Source organism: Erwinia persicina NBRC 102418 (assembly GCF_001571305.1).
Lineage (GTDB): Bacteria > Pseudomonadota > Gammaproteobacteria > Enterobacterales > Enterobacteriaceae > Erwinia > Erwinia persicina.
Window position 1 is genome coordinate 74,866 of the sequence record NZ_BCTN01000008.1, and the last position, 17,857, is coordinate 92,722.

16 protein-coding genes are annotated in these 17,857 nt (G+C 57.3%); 12 read left to right on the forward strand and 4 right to left on the reverse strand.

Annotation, left to right across the window (positions count from 1 at the left end):
• Positions 1-35 precede the first annotated feature (35 nt).
• The 3 genes from glnB to EPE01S_RS10630 all read left to right on the forward strand — a co-directional run bounded on the left by glnB (position 36) and on the right by EPE01S_RS10630 (position 3,608).
• Positions 36-374: a nitrogen regulatory protein P-II gene (gene glnB, locus EPE01S_RS10620; protein WP_062744629.1), complete on the forward strand. Its 339-nt coding sequence runs from the start codon at positions 36-38 to the stop codon at positions 372-374.
• A gap of 157 nt (positions 375-531) precedes the next feature.
• Complete coding sequence (locus EPE01S_RS10625; protein WP_062744631.1) at positions 532-2,442, forward strand: NAD(P)-binding protein; 1,911 nt, start codon at positions 532-534, stop codon at positions 2,440-2,442.
• Entirely contained in the window at positions 2,439-3,608 is a 1,170-nt protein-coding gene (locus EPE01S_RS10630) for a c-type cytochrome (protein ID WP_062744634.1), read from the forward strand. Before EPE01S_RS10625 ends, EPE01S_RS10630 begins: the two co-directional genes overlap by 4 nt.
• A gap of 90 nt (positions 3,609-3,698) precedes the next feature.
• On the opposite strand, the gene hmpA is transcribed toward EPE01S_RS10630, so the two are convergent.
• Entirely contained in the window at positions 3,699-4,883 is a 1,185-nt protein-coding gene (hmpA, locus tag EPE01S_RS10635) for an NO-inducible flavohemoprotein (protein WP_062744636.1), read from the reverse strand.
• Between the two features lie 333 nt (positions 4,884-5,216).
• Here hmpA and glyA point away from each other — a divergent pair, with 333 nt between their 5' ends.
• Positions 5,217-6,470: a serine hydroxymethyltransferase gene (gene glyA, locus EPE01S_RS10640; RefSeq protein ID WP_062744638.1), complete on the forward strand. Its 1,254-nt coding sequence runs from the start codon at positions 5,217-5,219 to the stop codon at positions 6,468-6,470.
• Positions 6,471-6,593: 123 nt separating this feature from the next.
• Positions 6,594-7,730, forward strand: coding sequence for a 3-phenylpropionate MFS transporter (locus EPE01S_RS10645; RefSeq protein ID WP_062744640.1), 1,137 nt, complete (start codon positions 6,594-6,596; stop codon positions 7,728-7,730).
• On the opposite strand, the gene csiE is transcribed toward EPE01S_RS10645, so the two are convergent.
• Positions 7,731-8,999, reverse strand: coding sequence for a stationary phase inducible protein CsiE (gene csiE / locus EPE01S_RS10650; protein ID WP_084344193.1), 1,269 nt, complete (start codon positions 8,997-8,999; stop codon positions 7,731-7,733). It lies immediately after the preceding gene.
• Positions 9,000-9,176: 177 nt separating this feature from the next.
• On the opposite strand from csiE, the gene EPE01S_RS10655 reads away from it, so the two are divergent.
• Both EPE01S_RS10655 and EPE01S_RS10660 read left to right on the forward strand, forming a co-directional pair.
• Positions 9,177-9,779 carry a DUF1007 family protein gene (locus EPE01S_RS10655; protein ID WP_062744643.1) on the forward strand — a complete coding sequence of 201 codons (603 nt, stop codon included), beginning with the start codon at positions 9,177-9,179 and terminating at the stop codon, positions 9,777-9,779.
• Positions 9,770-10,771 (forward strand): nickel/cobalt transporter, encoded by a 1,002-nt coding sequence (locus tag EPE01S_RS10660; RefSeq protein WP_062744646.1) that lies wholly within the window; start codon positions 9,770-9,772, stop codon positions 10,769-10,771. The genes EPE01S_RS10655 and EPE01S_RS10660 overlap by 10 nt, the downstream gene beginning before the upstream one ends.
• Before the next feature lie 76 nt (positions 10,772-10,847).
• On the opposite strand, the gene suhB is transcribed toward EPE01S_RS10660, so the two are convergent.
• On the reverse strand, positions 10,848-11,651 hold the full coding sequence (suhB, locus tag EPE01S_RS10665; RefSeq protein ID WP_062744648.1) for an inositol-1-monophosphatase: 804 nt from the start codon (positions 11,649-11,651) through the stop codon (positions 10,848-10,850).
• Positions 11,652-11,795: 144 nt separating this feature from the next.
• On the opposite strand from suhB, the gene trmJ reads away from it, so the two are divergent.
• The 5 genes from trmJ (at position 11,796) to sseB (ending at position 16,875) form a co-directional block, all read left to right on the forward strand.
• A complete protein-coding gene (gene trmJ, locus EPE01S_RS10670) occupies positions 11,796-12,512 on the forward strand; it encodes a tRNA (cytosine(32)/uridine(32)-2'-O)-methyltransferase TrmJ (protein ID WP_062744650.1) in 717 nt (238 codons plus the stop codon).
• Positions 12,513-12,689: 177 nt separating this feature from the next.
• The gene (gene iscR / locus EPE01S_RS10675; protein ID WP_062744652.1) at positions 12,690-13,187 is read left to right on the forward strand and encodes a Fe-S cluster assembly transcriptional regulator IscR; all 498 of its coding nucleotides are present in this window, start codon (positions 12,690-12,692) and stop codon (positions 13,185-13,187) included.
• Positions 13,188-13,329: 142 nt separating this feature from the next.
• On the forward strand, positions 13,330-14,529 hold the full coding sequence (locus tag EPE01S_RS10680; protein ID WP_062744654.1) for an IscS subfamily cysteine desulfurase: 1,200 nt from the start codon (positions 13,330-13,332) through the stop codon (positions 14,527-14,529).
• 189 nt (positions 14,530-14,718) lie between these two features.
• Positions 14,719-16,008 carry an aminopeptidase PepB gene (gene pepB, locus EPE01S_RS10685; RefSeq protein WP_062744656.1) on the forward strand — a complete coding sequence of 430 codons (1,290 nt, stop codon included), beginning with the start codon at positions 14,719-14,721 and terminating at the stop codon, positions 16,006-16,008.
• An 87-nt stretch (positions 16,009-16,095) separates the two neighbouring features.
• Positions 16,096-16,875, forward strand: coding sequence for an enhanced serine sensitivity protein SseB (gene sseB, locus EPE01S_RS10690; protein WP_062744658.1), 780 nt, complete (start codon positions 16,096-16,098; stop codon positions 16,873-16,875).
• A gap of 42 nt (positions 16,876-16,917) precedes the next feature.
• Here sseB and sseA read toward each other — a convergent pair whose 3' ends face one another.
• A complete protein-coding gene (gene sseA / locus EPE01S_RS10695) occupies positions 16,918-17,772 on the reverse strand; it encodes a 3-mercaptopyruvate sulfurtransferase (protein WP_062744661.1) in 855 nt (284 codons plus the stop codon).
• Between the last annotated feature and the right edge of the window lie 85 nt (positions 17,773-17,857).

Here is a 17,857-nt window from a genome sequence, read left to right on the forward strand (position 1 = left end):
CCGTCCGCGTACGGAGGGAGAGAAAAGGGTCAGCCATGAAAAAAATTGATGCAATTATCAAACCGTTCAAACTGGATGATGTGCGTGAAGCGCTGGCGGAAGTCGGCATCACCGGGATGACCGTAACGGAAGTCAAAGGCTTTGGTCGTCAGAAAGGCCACACCGAGCTGTACCGTGGTGCTGAATATATGGTCGACTTTTTGCCTAAGGTGAAAATTGAAATCGTCATTGCTGACGATATCGTTGATACCTGCGTGGATACCATTATGCGCACGGCGCAGACGGGCAAAATCGGCGATGGGAAAATTTTCGTCTTTGACGTCGCACGCGTGGTACGTATCCGTACCGGCGAAGAAGACGAAGAGGCGATTTAAACCGCCCGTGACTGCTCAGGGGCTTGTCGGTTCAGGCCCCTGTTGTTATTTCTCCCCCGTCTTTCCCCCTTCCTTTGACAATCGCTCTCCTGTCCGGACAATAAGCCCCCCGAAGCCTTCAGGCTGAACTGCCACTTTTCAACAGTTAAGGACGATTATGGCTATCACCCGCCGCGATTTTCTCAACGGCGTCGCGATCACCGTCGCTGCCGGTATGACCCCCCTGCAGATATTACAAGCCTCGCCGCGACAGGCGCAAAAGACGCTGTACTATCCACCTTCGCTTACCGGCCTGCGCGGCAACCATCCGGGATCTTTTGAAAATGCCCACCGTCTGGGTCGCGATAATGTGGCGTTTGACTTCGCCTCTCAGCCGGTCACGGAAGCCTACGATCTGGTGGTGGTCGGGGCCGGGATCAGCGGTCTGGCTGCCGCCTGTTTCTGGCAGCAGCTTCATGGCAAACAGCAGCGTATTTTGTTGATTGATAATCATGATGACTTTGGCGGGCATGCTAAACGCAATGAGCTTAACGGGGACGGCGGCACCCTGCTGGGTTATGGCGGCAGCGAATCCTTCCAGTCTCCGCGCTCCAATTTCAGCCCGGTGGTGATGGATCTGATTCACTCCCTCGGCATCAGCCTTGACGGTATGGAGCAGGGCTTTGATAGAACCTTCTACCCGGATCTGGGCCTCAGCCGTGGCGTTTACTTTGACAGGAAAAATTTCGGCGTGGACAAAGTGGTCAGCGGCGATCCGGGCAGGGTAGTGGCCGACGATATTCCGCGTGACCGGCTTAACGGGCGTTCGTGGCAGGCCTTTATTAATGATTTCCCGCTGCCTGAAAGCGACCGTGAGGCGCTGATTGCGCTGCATACGGTACCGAAGGATTATCTGCCAGGTCTGAGCCAGCAGGAAAAGGTGGCCTGGCTGGATAAGCACAGCTACAGCACCTTCCTGCGTGAAAAAGTGGGTTTAAGCGAACAGGCCATCCGTTACTTCCAGCAGTCGACCAACGATTTTCAGGCCGTCGGTATTGATGCCACCGCCTGTAGCGACGCGCGTATCTGCGACCTTCCCGGCCTGGACGGTATGGGATTGCCGCCACTCGATGCGGAATCTCAGGCCGATCTTGACGATCCCTATGTCTTCCACTTTCCGGACGGGAACGCCACGCTGGCCCGTCTGATGGTGCGCAAACTCATTCCGGGCGTCACCTCCGCCGGGCAGAATATGAATGATATCGTGCAGGCGACGTTTGACTACAGCCAGTTAGATCGACCGGATTCCCCCGTCAGACTGCGCCTCAACAGCACCGGAATGCAGGTGGTGAACGTCGATAACCACGCTGAGGTGAGCTATATCACCGGCGATACGCTGACCCGGGTTCGTGCCGGCCGGGTGATAATGGCCGGTTATAACATGATGATCCCCTATCTGGTGCCGCAGATGTCGCCCGCGCAGCAGGAGGCGCTGAAGCAGAACGTTAAGGCACCGCTGGTCTACAGCAAGGTGAAGATTGCCAACTGGCAGCCGTTTATGCAGCTGGGCATCCACGAGTTTTATGCGCCAGGCGCACCTTACTCCCGTGTTAAGCTCGACTATCCGGTAAGCCTGGGCGGTTATCACCACCCGCACGATCCTCAGCAGCCCATCGGACTGCATATGGTGTATGTGCCGACGCTACCGGGCAGCGGACTCAGCCCGCGTGAGCAGTCGCGCAAAGGACGCGCCATGCTGCTGGGCACGCCGTTTGAGGTGCATGAACAGATGATCCGTGAACAGCTGCAGGCGATGCTCGGCCCGGCAGGTTTCGACCATCAGCGTGATATCCAGGCGATCACCGTTAACCGCTGGTCACACGGCTACTCTTATGCCCTGAGCGGCATGTTTGATGATGAAGAAGAGGCACAGCGGACTATCGAACGCGCCCGTGCGCCCGTTGGTCATATTTTCATTGCCAACGCCGACGCCGACTGGAGCCCTTACGCACACTCGGCTATCGATCAGGCCTGGCGGGCGGTCAATGAGCCGGCAGGTGGCACGTCAGCCCCGGGGGAAGCGTCATGAAGAGGGTCATCTTCAGCCTGATGTTACTGGCGGGCGGCCCTAGCTGGGCGATGTCGCCAGGGGAATATGTGGCAAAAGCTGGCGACTGCACGGCCTGCCATACCGCGCAGGGGGGCGTACCGATGGCAGGCGGGCTGCGCTTTGTCACGCCGGTAGGGGATATTTACAGCACCAATATAACCCCTGATAAACAACACGGCATTGGATGGTACACGTTTGCAGAGTTTGACCGGGCGATGCGACAGGGTGTAGCCCGTGACGGTCATCGTCTTTATCCGGCCATGCCCTACACCGCCTATGCAAAAATGAGCGAGGCGGATATGCACGCGCTGTACGACTTTCTGCTGCGGGAGGTGCCCGCCAGCAGCCAGGCGAACCGCGACAGCGACATTCCCTGGCTGCTGTCGGCGCGCTGGCCGCTGGGCATCTGGAACGTACTGTTCCATGAAGACCGCCGTTATCAGCCTGATGCGCAGCAGAGTGCGCAATGGAACCGGGGGGCTTACCTTGTGCAGGGGGCAGGACACTGCGGGAGTTGCCACACGCCGCGCGGCTGGGGAATGCAGGAGCAGGCGCTGGATCAGCAGGGTGAGAGCTATCTCAGCGGCGCAGAGCTGGACGGCTGGTATGCTCCCTCGCTGAGGGGATTGCCGGTGGAAGAGCTGGTGGCGCTGTTGAAAACCGGGCGTAGTGCACGGGGCGCGGTAGCGGGACCGATGGCGGACGTGGTCACCCACAGTACTCAGTATCTGACGGAGGCCGACCTCACCAGTATTGCCGTCTATCTGCGGAGTCTGCCTGCGGCGCCGGCAGCCCGCAGTCAGCCCGCCACGCCTTCCGCTGCAGGGGGGAAAATCTATGCCATGTACTGTTCAACCTGCCACGGCAGTGAGGGCGAGGGCAACGCTCACACCATTCCTGCGCTGGCGGGGAATGCCACCCTGACGGCGGACAATCCGCTGACCGCGCTGCGCGTGGTGCTGGACGGCGCACAGACGCCTGTCACACAGCAGGGGATGGCACAGACGATGCCGGGTTACGGCTGGGCGCTGAATGATGTTCAGATGGCCGAACTGATGAACTATGTGCGGCACAGCTGGGGTAATCAGGCTTCAGGCGTGAAACCTGCACAGGTGGCTGAGGCACGACATTTGAAGGAGAAGTAATGCGAAAAGGCATCCGGAGCTAAACGGATGGGAAGCACCCGCCTGCTGCTGACGTTCAGCAGCAGGCGGCCTTATCGCGCAGGGGCAGGATTACAGCGTCTTGTGCGGACCAAAGACTTCATAATGAATGCGATCTTGCGTTACGCCCAGTTCGAGCAGGCGTTTCTCTATCAGCTCCATAAAGGCCAGCGGACCGCACAGATAATATTGCATGGCTGGATCGCTCAGACGGGATTCCAGCGGCAGCAGGTTCATCAGCCCGCGACTGTCGTAACGGCCCTTATCCTGCTCCTGCGGATGGTTGTACCAGATATGCTGCCAGAACTGCGGTAACTCTGCGCCCAGGCCCGCCACTTCGTCAGCAAAAGCATGAGTCGTACCGTTTTCTGTCGCGTGGAGCCACTGAACGCCGGAAGGATGTTTGTCGGCAGCCAGCTGGTTCAGCATGGCCAGCATCGGCGTCAGGCCCACGCCGCCGGAAATCAGCGTCACCGGCGTGTCAGGGGTAATATCCAGGAAGAAATCCCCGGCGGGCGGTGCCAGATGAACCCGCTGGCCGGGCTGCTGCTGATGCAGCCAGCTGGAGAGAACGCCCCCCTCCTCATGACGAACGGCAATGCGGTAGTCGCGACCGTTTGGCGTGCGGGTCAGTGAGTACTGACGGATTTCCTGATTGGCAAAAGAGGGATCTTTCACCCACAGTGCCAGATATTGTCCGGCTTTGTAGTCCGCGACGGGCTGACCGTCCGTTGGCGTCAGAATAAAACTTTTTATCACGGCACTTTGTGGGGTGATCTCACTGATGACAAACTCACGCTGGCCGCCCCGCCAGCCCCCGACTTTCTCCTCGGTCTCTTCATAAATCTGCTCTTCGCGCTGGACAAAAATCCCTGCCAGCACGCCATAGGCTTTGCTCCAGGCTTCAAGGACTTCCTCTCCGGGATGCAACATTTCATCAATGCTCGCCAGCAGGTGCTTACCGACAATAGGATACTGATCCGGGCGGATCGCAAAGCTGGTATGTTTCTGGGCGATCTTTTCTACCGCAGGGCCCAGGGCGGCAAGGTTATCCAGGTGACTGGCGTAGGCGCAGACGGCATTAAACAGCGCTTCTGGCTGGTTGCCGGTGCTCTGATTGCTCATATTGAAAATGTCTTTCAGTTCAGGATTATGGCTGAACATTCGCTGATAGAAATGGGCGGCCAGGCGCGGGCCGAGTGCAGCAATGGCGGGAATGGTGGATTTCACAGTAGCAATGGTTTGGCTGTCCAGCATGGCGTGCTCCTTAGCAGGGATTATAAACATGTATTTTAAATATATCTTATAACCGCGCAGCTAATTCTGTAAATACACCTTATGAGTTAAGGGGTATTTTTTCGCACGTAACATCCGCTTCAGAACAACAGCCTGTCTGCGGCGGGCGAGGATACGCCCCGATCGGGGGCTGGCAGAAAAGTGTAACTAACCCTTGCCATTCCTGAAGCCAATCGTTTGCGTAAAAAGGCGGCCGTGATGCTATTCAACGGGTGGGTAAACAGTTTAAACTGTTTACCATCACCCCCAACGGGGGCATTCATTATTGAAAGTCAGTTGAGTCAGGAGATGCAGATGTTAAAGCGTGAAATGAACATTGCCGATTACGATGCCGAATTATGGCAGGCAATGGAGCAGGAGAAAGTGCGTCAGGAAGAGCATATCGAGCTGATTGCCTCTGAGAACTACACCAGCCCACGCGTGATGCAGGCTCAGGGATCTCAGTTGACCAACAAGTATGCGGAAGGGTATCCGGGCAAACGCTATTACGGTGGCTGTGAGTATGTGGATATCGTTGAGCAGCTGGCTATTGACCGTGCTAAAGCGCTGTTCGGTGCCGATTACGCTAACGTGCAACCGCACTCAGGTTCTCAGGCGAACTTTGCCGTTTATACCGCGCTGCTGCAGCCGGGCGATACGATTCTGGGCATGAATCTGGCCCACGGTGGTCACCTGACACACGGTTCGCCGGTTAACCTGTCCGGTAAATTGTATAACGTCATCCCTTACGGCATCGATGAAACCGGTAAAATTGATTACAACGAACTGGCTGAGCTGGCGAAAAAACACCAGCCGAAAATGATCGTTGGCGGCTTCTCTGCTTATTCTGGCGTGTGCGACTGGGCCAAAATGCGTGAAATCGCTGATACGGTAGGGGCTTACCTCTTCGTCGATATGGCGCACGTTGCCGGTCTGATTGCCGCTGATGTCTATCCTAACCCGGTTCCTCATGCGCATATCGTGACGTCGACTACCCACAAAACCCTGGCCGGCCCGCGTGGCGGTCTGATCCTGGCGCATGGCGGTGACGAAGATTTTTATAAGAAGCTGAACTCTGCCGTCTTCCCTGGTGGCCAGGGCGGCCCGCTGATGCACGTTATCGCGGGTAAAGCCGTGGCCTTCAAAGAAGCGATGGAGCCTGAGTTCAAAATCTATCAGCAGCAGGTAGCTAAAAACGCCAAAGCAATGGTAGAAGTGTTCCTGGCGCGTGGCTATAACGTGGTTTCCGGCGGTACGCACAACCATCTGTTCCTGCTGGACCTGGTGGACAAAAATCTGACCGGTAAAGAAGCGGATGCTGCCCTGGGCCGTGCCAACATTACCGTGAACAAAAACAGCGTCCCTAACGACCCGAAAAGCCCGTTTGTCACCTCCGGTATTCGTATCGGTTCCCCGGCGGTGACCCGTCGCGGCTTTAAAGAAGCGGAAGTCCGCGAACTGGCAGGCTGGATCAGCGATATTCTTGACAATATCAATGACGAAGGCGTGAGCGAGCGCGTGAAGAAGCAGGTACTGGATGTCTGCGCGCGCTTCCCGGTTTACGCATAACCTGAGCCTGTTTCCCCGGCGTCGTGGGGGAGCCTGATCGCAGATAGCGGGACACCAACGTGTCCCGCTATTTTTTTATCCTCCTTCACGGTGTACATTAGCCTCCACTTTGTCGGAGGGAAAATGGCGATACGTTCCACGTACTGGCTTGGACTGAGCTACTTCACCTACTTTTTCGCCTATGGCGTCTATCTGCCTTTCTGGGGCGTCTGGTTAAAAGACAGCGGCCTGCAGCCGGAAAAGATCGGTCTGTTACTGGGATGCGGTATGATTGCGCGGTTTGTCGGTAGTCTGGTGATCGCGTCACGCGTCACCCATCCTTCCCGACTGATTACGGTGCTGCGCCTGCTGGCGCTCCTTACCCTGCTGTTTGCGCTGGGCTTTTGGGCGGGTTCCCAGTGGTTATGGCTGCTGCTGATCATGGTGGGCTTCAACCTGTTCTTCTCGCCGCTGGTTCCCCTGAGTGATGCACTGGCCGCCACATGGCAGCGGCAGATTGCGCTAGCCTACGGTCCGGTGCGGCTCTGGGGATCGCTGGCTTTTGTCATCAGCTCGGCTCTGACCGGCGTACTGGTGACCCACTTTTCCTACCATGCCATTCTGGTGCTGCTGTGTGTGGGCTGCGGGGCGATGATCGGCGGGATGATGCTGCGGCCGGCGGTGATGCCGGTGGGGACAGAAAAACAGGCGCAGCATGCCGGATGGACACAGTGGAAGCAGATGCTGAGTGAGAACGCTGTCTGGCGTTTCCTGCTGTGCGTGACGCTGATGCAGGGCGCACATGCGGCTTATTACGGATTCAGCGCCATCTACTGGCAGGAGGCGGGCTATTCGTCAGGCACGGTAGGCTACCTGTGGTCGCTGGGGGTAGTGGCTGAAATCGTCATTTTTGCCGCCAGTAACCGGCTATTCTGCCGCTGGAGCGCGAGTGATCTGCTGCTGCTCTCCTGTATTTCTGCGCTGATACGCTGGAGCATCATGGCGTCATCCACCGAACTGGGCTGGCTGATCGCCGCACAGCTCCTCCATTGTGGCAGTTTTACGCTTTGTCATCTGGCCGCGATGCGCTTTATTGCTGCCCGTGACGGCGGAGAGGTTATCCGGCTCCAGTCCGTCTATTCGGCGCTGGCAATGGGCGGCGGTATCGCCCTGATGACCATGGTCTGTGGCGTGCTGTTCCAGCATCTGCAGGGGGGCGTATTCTGGGTGATGGCGCTGCTGGTCGTGCCGGTGCTTTTTCTGCGGCCAAAAGTCAGCTGACTACGACTCCAGCAGCGTGCGGATACTGCGCTGCTGGTGTTCTCCCAGCGGCAGTTCCGCATGGATCAGCGGGGGAGAGTAGAGCGGCAGTGGGGTGGCATAGGGAGTGATCACCAGTGCGATGCCCTTCGGCGCGCTGTGACGCTGAAAATCGGCAACATCCTGATATTTGATATTCAGCGGCAGCAGCGTCAGTTCGCGTAGCTGCTGTTCGACCTGACGTTCCAGCTCCCGATCGTGGCCGATCAGCAGCAGCACCTGTTTTTCCTGCAGGGCGCTTTCCTGCATCAGCCACGCACCGAAAATAATCGCAATCAGCCCCATCTCTTCATCGCTGAACTGCACGCCGTACTGCTGCTCGAAAGCGGCCACCGCTTCACGGGTGGTGCGTAACAGACGGGGATACTGCTGGGCGATATCCTCAACCAGACTGTGGTCGATGCCAATGGAGAACAGTGCGCGCTCCAGGGCTTGCGCCAGATGTGTATACAGCTGCGCGCTGAGACCGTCATCATTACTGAACACCATGCCAGACAGCGCCTGAAAGCGCTGAATCAACAGCTGGACAGACTGCAGCAGCTGGCGTTCATGCTCCGCGTGGGGATGTTGCAGCATCGGGATATGTAACTGGCTAAAGAGCAGGGTAAGCAGATCGCGCTCACCGGCGGTCGCCTGATAGCCGCGTTTGCGCCAGCAACGAACTATCTCCTCCGCCAGCGCCGACTCACCTTTTCCTCTCAGCCACTGTTGCTGAACCGGGGTGAAGTCTGGCTGGCAGGGCCAGGCCAGCGTAAAACGCAGCCAGACCTGCAGGAACTGAGCGTCACGGGGGCTGAACTCCCGCCCCAGGTGAAGTGAGCAGTGCTGGATAAGCGCCAGCAGATTGTGTTCATCGTATAACGCTTTATCAACGGATAGCGAATGAAGCCGCTGTCTGATGGTGCGGGAAAAATCATTATGAACAAATGACGGCGACAGACGCAGCGCGCGACGCAGGCTGTGGAGCAGACAGAGGCGGCGATCCAGATCCGTCCCGCAAAGTGACAGCGCTCCCTGACCGTCCTGTTCAATAACAAGATGGTGATAACGCTGAATTTCCTCTGCGACCTTCGCTATATCTTGCCGGGTTACGGCGTGTTCCACTCCGTTAAGCTGGCAAACCGACGCCTCAGTAACCGAGGCGTCAGGAAGGCACAGCATTAAAAGTAGGTGGCAACGGCGCTGTTGACTGGACAGGACAGAAATTTCTGGTGAGTATGCACTCATCATCTGTGATCCCAGTGACGATTAATTCTGCTAAGGATAGACTGGCCCACGGAGGCTGTGGCTCGGGAAGGCGCTTTTATTCAGAGCTTTTAAGACAGGTCACAAAAATAATCGACAAAAACTGAGGTGAGGGTTATTTTGTTATATTATAACAGAAGTGGAGCGTTCGGTGTCGTGCTGATGGCACTGGTGGCCCCGTATGCCGGTGCGCACCCGCACAGTTTTATCGATATGCATACCACCCTCGTCCATCAGGGTGATCAGTTAACCGGGCTGAAAATGCGCTGGGTGATGGATGAAATTACCTCCGCTGATCTGTTATACGATGCCGGAACGGCAAAACCAGGCTCTGTGGTGTGGAAAAAACTGGCGGCAGAGGTGATGGCAAACGTACTGGGACAGCATTACTTCAGCGAGTTCTGGCACCAGAAGCAGCCGGTCAAGTTTGATAATCTGCCACCGGAATACCATCTGTCGCGTGAAGGGCCCAAGGCGGTGCTGGAGTTTATCCTGCCGCTGGCCCACCCCCAGGCGCTGAAAGGCCAGCGTTACCTTTTTTCCACCTTTGATCCGACGTACTTTGTTGATATGTATTACGATTCTGAAAAATCCCTGACCATCCCGACTGAACTGGCTTCGCAGTGCCGCTTCGAACTTCACACCCCAAAGCCGGATGCCTCCATGCAGGCCTATGCGCTGTCACTGGATAAAGCCGATGCACCCGCTGAAGAGATGGATCTGGGGCGGCAGTTTGCTCAGACGGTGACGTTGATATGTCAGTAAACGACACTGTCCGCCCGCCGCGCAGGGTAACTCTCTGGCCTTTTGCACTGCTGGTGCTGTTGCTGGTGGGGGCCGGCGTGTGGGTCTGGCAGCACTGGCCGTCAATCCTGCTGCAAAGCATTTTGTGGCAGAAGACGTTGCATCAGCAGATGACCGGGTTACTGCAGCAGGTGGCCAGCAATCCTCATCAGGCGGGGCTGACGCTGATGGGCTTCAGCCTGCTCTATGGCGTGCTGCATGCGCTTGGGCCCGGGCATGGCAAAGTGGTGATTGCCACTTTCCTGGCAACACACCCGACAAAAATGAAAACCAGCCTGCAACTGACGCTGGCCGCTGCCGTGGTGCAGGGGGGCATGGCGATCGCACTGGTGACCGTGATGCTCGGCGTGTTACAGCTCTCATCCCGCCAGCTCCATCTCAGCAGCTACTGGCTGGAAAAGGGCAGTTATTTGCTGGTCAGCGGACTGGGCGTCTGGCTCTGCTGGCGCGCGTTGCAACAACTTCGGCTGACGCTGCGCCCGCCGGCAGCACGAATGACCATCACCCGCATCCTGCCTGCCGATCATCAGCACAGTGACCACTGCGGCTGCGGGCACCAGCACGTGCCGGACAGCGCGATGCTTTCCCAGGTGACGGGCTGGAAAACCCGCGTCGCCGTGGTGCTGTCAATGGGCCTGCGGCCGTGCTCGGGGGCGATCATGATGCTGCTGTTCTCGAAAGTGATCGGCGTGTACCTGTGGGGTGTCCTGTCGGCGGTGGTGATGGCGCTCGGCACGGCGATGACGGTGTCGGCGATGGCGCTGCTGGTGCAGCTCTCACGTGCGCTGGCCCGGCGGTTAACCCAAAACCGTGGCCGTGCTGGCTGGCACGCCGTCGCGCTGAACAGCCTTGCGCTGCTGGGGGGGATCCTGCTGGTCGCCGCCGGTGCGCTTCTGTGGCTCAGCGCCCAGCCTGGTATGTCCGGGGGTATCCGTCCGATGTTCCTGCAATAAAAAAGGGCTGACCACAACGTGGTCAGCCCTGACAGAAGAGGGTCTTCGACCCGCCCCTTTACGGCAGCAGCAGCGATTAACGCTTCAGGGCTTCGCTCAATTCGTCACGCATGTTGGCCAGCATCGCTTTCACGACGCGCGGGTTACCGGCGACGATATTGCCTGACAGCATATAGCCATGTGCGCCAACAAAGTCAGTGACCAGACCACCCGCTTCACGCACCAGCAGTTCACCGGCGGCAAAGTCCCACGGTTTCAGGCCAATCTCGAAGTAACCATCAACGCGACCAGCGGCCACATAGGCCAGATCCAGCGCAGCAGAGCCGGTGCGACGGAAGTCTGCACACTGGGTAAACAGTTTGCCTACGATATTGATATACGGGGTCGCGTGCTGTTTCAGTTTGAACGGGAAACCGGTCGCCAGGATGGTGCCATCCAGATCGCGGGCGGTGCCGCCGCGCAGACGGTAGCCGTTAAGCTGGGTGCCCTGACCGCGAACGGCGCTGAACAGTTCATTACGCATGGGATCATACACCACCGCGACTTCAGTGCGGCCTTTGATGCGTACGGCGATAGAAACACAGAAATGAGGCAGACGTTTAATGTAGTTGGTGGTGCCATCCAGCGGATCGATAACCCATTGTACATCCTGGTCTTCGCCTGGCAGCTCACCGCTCTCTTCAGTAATGATGGTGTGCTGAGGGTAGGACTTGCGGATCACTTCAATAATCTGGCGTTCCGCTTCACGGTCAACATTGGTGACAAAATCGTTGCTGCCCTTCTGGGTGGCTTCGACTGAGTCCGGGGTTTCATAGTGCTTAGCAATTACGTTTCCGGCCTTGCGCGCGGCGCGCACGGCAATGTTGAGCATTGGATGCATATTAAGTTTCGTCTCGCTGGATGTTAAAGAACGGTATATCATTTTATCTGATATAAATCGGCGCGTAGTATAGCAGGGCATAACGGCAAATGTCCTTAAAATATGTTAGTATCGCCAAATTAACTCCCGGACTTCAGAATCCTTATGCTGCAAAATATCCGAATTGTGCTGGTGGAAACCTCTCACACCGGCAACATGGGATCCGTCGCTCGCGCGATGAAAACCATGGGCTTAACCAACCTTTATCTGGTCAATCCACTGGTCAAACCGGACTCGCAGGCCATTGCCCTGGCGGCCGGGGCCAGCGACGTGATTGGCGATGCGAAAATTGTCGACACCTTTGATGAAGCCATTGCCGGCTGTAGCCTGGTGGTAGGCACCAGCGCACGCTCGCGTTCCCTGCCGTGGCCGATGCTTGACCCGCGTGAGTGCGGTCTGAAAAGTGTGGAAGAGGGGCAGCAGGCACCCGTCGCCCTGGTCTTTGGCCGTGAACGTGTCGGCCTGACGAACGAAGAACTGCAGAAGTGCCACTATCACGTCGCCATCGCCGCCAACCCGGATTACAGCTCGCTGAATCTGGCAATGGCCGTCCAGGTGATTACCTATGAGGTGCGGATGGCCTATCTGCAGTCGCTGGACACCCCGCAGGAAGCGGCCGCTGAATCACCCTATCCGCTGGTGGATGATCTTGAGCGCTTCTATCAGCATATGGAAAAAATGATGATCGGCAGCGGTTTCCTGCGTGAAGCCAGCCCGGGGCAGGTGATGAGTAAAATGCGTCGTTTGTTTACCCGCGCGCGCCCGGAGCGGGACGAGCTGAATATCCTGCGTGGGATGCTGTCATCGTTTGAGAAAAAGTAGGGTGAATGAGCCCTAACGGGTGAATAAAATAACAGCATAATAGTTGAGTGTTTTACTTGGTTAAATAGTTGAGTGTTTTAGTAGGTTAAATACTTGACCAATTTACTCGGGAATGTCAGACTTGCGTCCATATTTTGTTAACACCCATCCAGGGTTATAACCGAGGTTGTAAACGCCATGAGACTGACATCCAAAGGCCGTTATGCTGTTACCGCTATGCTTGATGTTGCGCTGCATTCCCATGAAGGCCCGGTGCCTTTAGCGGATATTTCAGAGCGTCAGGGCATTTCCCTTTCTTATCTTGAGCAGCTGTTCTCCCGTCTGCGTAAGAACGGTCTGGTGGCCAGCGTACGTGGTCCGGGTGGTGGTTATCTGCTGGGTAAAGGCGCTGATGCTATCGCGGTGGGTGCGGTGATCACTGCCGTTGATGAGTCCGTGGATGCAACAAAGTGCCAGGGCAAAGAAGGCTGTCAGGGCGGCGAGCGCTGCCTGACGCATGTGCTGTGGCGTGACCTGAGTGAGCGCATTAGCGACTTCCTCAACAATATTACGCTGGCTGAACTGGTCAACAATCAGGAGATCCTGGAAGTGGCTGACCGTCAGAACAGCAATGAAATCCGCCGTGCGCCTAATGGGCGTATGCAGGAAACAATTAACGTCAATCTGCGCGCCTGATCGCAGTCCGGGCGGGGCTCGTTCTTCGCCCCCGGAAATGAATAAAAGGCCTGCACGGGCCTTTTATTCATTTCTGCTTCCAGCAAAGATTTCAGGGCGCAGAAGGGCGGCAATCGATAAACCTCCCGGAGCTTAACGAGCAATGAAATTACCGATTTATCTGGATTATTCTGCCACCACGCCCGCCGATCCTCGCGTGGCCACTAAGATGATGCAGTATCTCACCCTGGACGGTACCTTTGGCAATCCGGCTTCCCGCTCTCACCGTTATGGCTGGCAGTCAGAAGAAGCGGTTGACGTGGCGCGAAACCAGATTGCTGAACTGGTCGGGGCTGATCCGCGTGAAATCGTGTTCACATCCGGTGCAACCGAAGCCAATAACCTCGCCATAAAAGGGGCTGCCAGCTTCCATAAGGAAAAGGGCCGTCACATTATTACCTGCACCACAGAACATAAAGCGGTCCTGGACACCTGCGCGCAGCTGGAGCACGAGGGCTACAGCGTCACGTATCTCAACCCGCGCCACGACGGCACGCTCGATCTGCAACAGCTGACTGACGCTTTTCGCGACGATACGGTGCTGGTGTCTGTTATGCACGTCAACAATGAGATCGGTGTGGTGCAGGACATCGCCACCATCGGCGATCTGTGCCGTGAGCGCGGCATCCTCTTCCACGTTGACGCCACGCAGAGCGTGGGGAAATTACCCATCGATCTGAGCGTCCTGAATGTCGACCTGATGTCTTTCTCCGCTCATAAGATTTACGGGCCGAAGGGCATTGGTGCGCTGTACGTCAGCCGTTCGCCACGTATCCGCCTCGACGCGCAGATCCACGGTGGTGGGCACGAACGCGGGATGCGCTCCGGGACGCTGCCAGTTCATCAGATCGTCGGAATGGGTGAAGCGTATCGCATCGCGAAGGAAGAGATGACCCACGAGATGGCGAGGCTTGGCGCACTGCGCAGCCGCCTGTGGGCGGGGCTGAGCAGCATTGAAGAGGTCTACCTTAATGGTTCTCTGGCGCAGGGGGCGGCAAATATTCTCAATGTCAGTTTTAACTACGTTGACGGCGAGTCGCTGATTATGGCGCTGAAGGATCTGGCGGTATCGACCGGATCGGCCTGTACGTCAGCCAGTATGGAACCGTCCTACGTTCTGCGCGCACTTGGGCTGAATGATGAGCTGGCTCACAGCTCAATTCGCTTCTCTCTCGGCCGGTTTACCACCGAAGAAGAGATCGACTACGCTATTCAACTGGTGCAAACGTCGATCAGTCGCCTGCGCGAGCTTACGCCGCAGTGGAAAGCCTTCAAAGCCAGCGGCGCTAAACAGGCCGGCTGATTTATCCGGCATTGATCCCCCCGGGCCGGATTTTCGGCCCGTCTGACACGCTCTGCATTCCGCTGTCGCATCCAGCAAAAACATCCCTGTCACATTTCTGTTAGTCTGGCTGTACAATTGAACTGCGGAAAAATCGCAGCGACCGGGCATTGCCGGTCTGAAAGATGAAAAATTAAAAGGAGCCATGCGATGACCACCCCTATGAATATTACCCTGTCAACGGCCGCGGCCGACCTGCGTTGGGGAGAAAAAGCCACCCTGAGCAGCAATGACAGTGGCATGACGATCCACCTGACCGGCAGCGAACCGCTGGTCACCATTCAGCGCGCGGCGCGCAAAATTGATAACCAGGGCATCCGCCACGTCAGCCTGAGCGGCGAGGGTTGGGATCTGGAAAACAGCTGGGCGTTCTGGCAGGGCTATCGCGGTCCAAAAGGTGAGCGTGAGGTGCAGTGGGCCACGCTGGCAGAGAGTGACCAGCAGGAACTGGCTAATCGCCTGAAAATCATCGACTGGGTACGTAACACTATCAACCTGCCGGCGGAAGAACTGGGCCCGGAACAACTCGCGACCCGTGCCATCGATCTGCTGTGCGACGTTGCCTGCGATGCGGTCAGCTACCGCATTATCAAGGGTGACGATCTGAAAGCTCAAAACTACATGGGACTGCATACGGTCGGGCGGGGGTCATCACGCAGCCCGGTGTTGCTGACACTCGATTATAACCCGGGCGGCAGCGATGACACGCCGGTTTACGCCTGTCTGGTGGGCAAAGGTATCACCTTTGATACCGGCGGTTACAGCCTGAAGCAGAGTGGCTTTATGGACTCCATGAAGTCAGATATGGGCGGCGCAGCGACCCTGACCGGTGCACTGGCACTGGCGGTCAGCCGTGGCCTGAAAAAGCGCGTGAAGCTGATCCTCTGCTGTGCTGATAATATGGTCAGCGGCAACGCTTTCAAGCTGGGCGATATTATTCGCTATCGCAACGGTAAATCAGTGGAAGTGATGAACACTGATGCCGAAGGTCGCCTGGTGCTGGCCGATGGTCTGATCGATGCCAGCGCGCTGAATCCGGAGCTGATTATCGATGCCGCTACGCTGACCGGGGCGGCCAAAACCGCGCTGGGCAACGACTATCATGCGCTGTTCAGCTTTGACGACGCGCTGGCACAGTCACTGATGCGCTGCGCTGAGGGCGAAAATGAACCTTTCTGGCGTTTGCCGCTGGCCGAGTTCCACCGCAGCCATCTGCCGTCAAACTTTGCTGATCTGAACAACATTGCCAGCCCGTCGCACTCTGCGGGTGCCAGTACAGCGGCGGCGTTTCTGTCACACTTCGTCAGCGACTACCAGCAGGGCTGGTTGCACATCGACTGCTCGGCAACCTATCGCAAAGGTGCGGTCGATCAGTGGGCTGCCGGCGCAACCGGTCTGGGCGTCCGTACTGTCGCTAACCTGCTGTTAAGCCGGGCGTAATATTTCAGGCCGATCGCCCCACGATCGGTCCTTCGTCGGGGCGGCCCTGCTTTCAGGTCCGCCCGCTGTACACTCTGGAACCTATTCATGAACGAACTAAACCCGCGGCTGGAAGAAGTACTGAAACTGGCGGCGACAGAACCGGCACATCGCCCGGAATTTTTTACGCTGCTGATGGACGCCAGCGTGGTGGTGCCGGGCGAGAGTGCTCACCCTGAACAGGCCGTTGATGCCAGTACACCCGTTGATTTACAGCACTGGGAAAAAGACGACGGCACCAGCATTATTCCGTTTTTCACGTCGACGGCAGCCCTCGCGCAGGCAGTCAGCGGTGAGCAGGCCTATCTGGTGATGCCGGTGCGTACGTTGTTTGAAATGACGCTGGGCGAAGCGCTGTTTCTCAATCCTAAATTACCGAATGGCAAAGAGTTTTCCCCGCGTGAAATTGCACATCTGTTAGGCGAGGGCAGCAGCGCGCTGAGCCAGCAGACGGTACTGGAGGGGGGAACTTCGCTGTTGTTATCGGAGCTCGCCGAACCGCCGGCGCAGATGATTGACTCGCTGACCCAGCTGCTGGCGAAATACAAGACCGTTCGCCGTGCCTACGTCGCGCAGATCAAAGAGCATGCAGACCAGCCTGCCAATTTACTGATTGGCATCGAAGGTGAGGGCGATCTTGAGGCGATTATCCAGGCGGCAGGCAGCGTGGCGACCGATACGCTGTTAGAGGATGAGCCGATTGATATCTGTCAGGTTGTGGAAGGCGAAAAGGGCATCAGTCACTTCTTTGTTGCCCATATCACCCCCTTCTACGAACGGCGCTGGGGCAGCTTCCTGCGGGACTTTAAGGTGAAGAATATCGACTGAAAGGAGGGGGCGGACTGCAATATCCGCCCCCTGCGGTCTGCGTTATAAGGCGTCGTTGACGATCGGCAGGTCGTTCCGTGCCCCCCATTCACCCCAGGACCCGTCGTACAGCGCCACGTTTTTTAACCCCAGACTGGTCAGTGCGAGGATCACCACCACGGCGGTGACTCCGGAGCCGCAGCTGGCGATCACTGGCTGTGACAGATCCACGCCCTGCTGGCTGAAAATCGCCTGCAGTTCGGCCGCTGGTTTTAAGCGTCCTTCGGTGACCAGGGTATTCCACGGCACGTTCAGGCTGCCCGGGATACGCCCGCGATGCAGCCCCGGCCGTGGCTCGTCCACCTCACCGTGAAAGCGGTTGGCGGCACGGGCATCAACAATCTGTGCGCCGCCTTCATGGCTGGCCAGCAGCACGTCCGTTACGCGTTTAACTTCGCCTTCACCGTGATCGGCTTCGAATTCGCTTTCTGCCAGTTTCACCGGGCCACTCGCCAGCGGCAGCTGCGCCTGCTTCCACCCCGCCAGTCCCCCGGCCAGAATGGAAATCTGCTTCACGCCAAAATGCCGCAGCATCCACCAGGCACGCGGGGCAGAGAACAGATTACCCTCATCGTAAATCACCAGATGCTTATCATTGTCGATGCCCAGCTCACGCATCGCCACGGCGAAGGTCTCCGCCCGGGGCAGCATATGTGGATAAGCACTGGTGTGATCCGACAGGGCTTCAATATCAAAAAACGGCGCATCCGGCAGGTGTTCAGCCTGATATTCTTCCCGCACGTTGCGGGTTTTCTCCAGGCCTGGCGGCAGCATGCGTGCGTCCAGTACCTGCAGGTTGTCGTCATTCAGATGTTCTGCCAGCCAGTCGGCAGTCACAAAAAGCGAAGGAGTCGTCATCGCGGCCTCATTGTCAGTAACGTTTAGCTGAGTGTCAGTGATTTTGTCAGCTATCACAAGGCGAAATCACGCTATTCAGAGCTGG

Bases quoted from the DNA above. Each gene is read 5' to 3' on its own strand.
- pepB (WP_062744656.1), top strand. From the start codon at position 14,719: ATGACCACCCCTATGAATATTACCCTGTCAACGGCCGCGGCCGACCTG.
- EPE01S_RS10655 (WP_062744643.1), top strand. From the start codon at position 9,177: ATGGCACTGGTGGCCCCGTATGCCGGTGCGCACCCGCACAGTTTTATC.
- csiE (WP_084344193.1), bottom strand. From the start codon at position 8,999: ATGATGAGTGCATACTCACCAGAAATTTCTGTCCTGTCCAGTCAACAG.
- glnB (WP_062744629.1), top strand. From the start codon at position 36: ATGAAAAAAATTGATGCAATTATCAAACCGTTCAAACTGGATGATGTG.
- EPE01S_RS10630 (WP_062744634.1), top strand. From the start codon at position 2,439: ATGAAGAGGGTCATCTTCAGCCTGATGTTACTGGCGGGCGGCCCTAGC.
- iscR (WP_062744652.1), top strand. From the start codon at position 12,690: ATGAGACTGACATCCAAAGGCCGTTATGCTGTTACCGCTATGCTTGAT.
- suhB (WP_062744648.1), bottom strand. From the start codon at position 11,651: ATGCATCCAATGCTCAACATTGCCGTGCGCGCCGCGCGCAAGGCCGGA.
- sseA (WP_062744661.1), bottom strand. From the start codon at position 17,772: ATGACGACTCCTTCGCTTTTTGTGACTGCCGACTGGCTGGCAGAACAT.
- EPE01S_RS10660 (WP_062744646.1), top strand. From the start codon at position 9,770: ATGTCAGTAAACGACACTGTCCGCCCGCCGCGCAGGGTAACTCTCTGG.
- glyA (WP_062744638.1), top strand. From the start codon at position 5,217: ATGTTAAAGCGTGAAATGAACATTGCCGATTACGATGCCGAATTATGG.
- hmpA (WP_062744636.1), bottom strand. From the start codon at position 4,883: ATGCTGGACAGCCAAACCATTGCTACTGTGAAATCCACCATTCCCGCC.
- EPE01S_RS10625 (WP_062744631.1), top strand. From the start codon at position 532: ATGGCTATCACCCGCCGCGATTTTCTCAACGGCGTCGCGATCACCGTC.
- EPE01S_RS10680 (WP_062744654.1), top strand. From the start codon at position 13,330: ATGAAATTACCGATTTATCTGGATTATTCTGCCACCACGCCCGCCGAT.
- sseB (WP_062744658.1), top strand. From the start codon at position 16,096: ATGAACGAACTAAACCCGCGGCTGGAAGAAGTACTGAAACTGGCGGCG.
- EPE01S_RS10645 (WP_062744640.1), top strand. From the start codon at position 6,594: ATGGCGATACGTTCCACGTACTGGCTTGGACTGAGCTACTTCACCTAC.
- trmJ (WP_062744650.1), top strand. From the start codon at position 11,796: ATGCTGCAAAATATCCGAATTGTGCTGGTGGAAACCTCTCACACCGGC.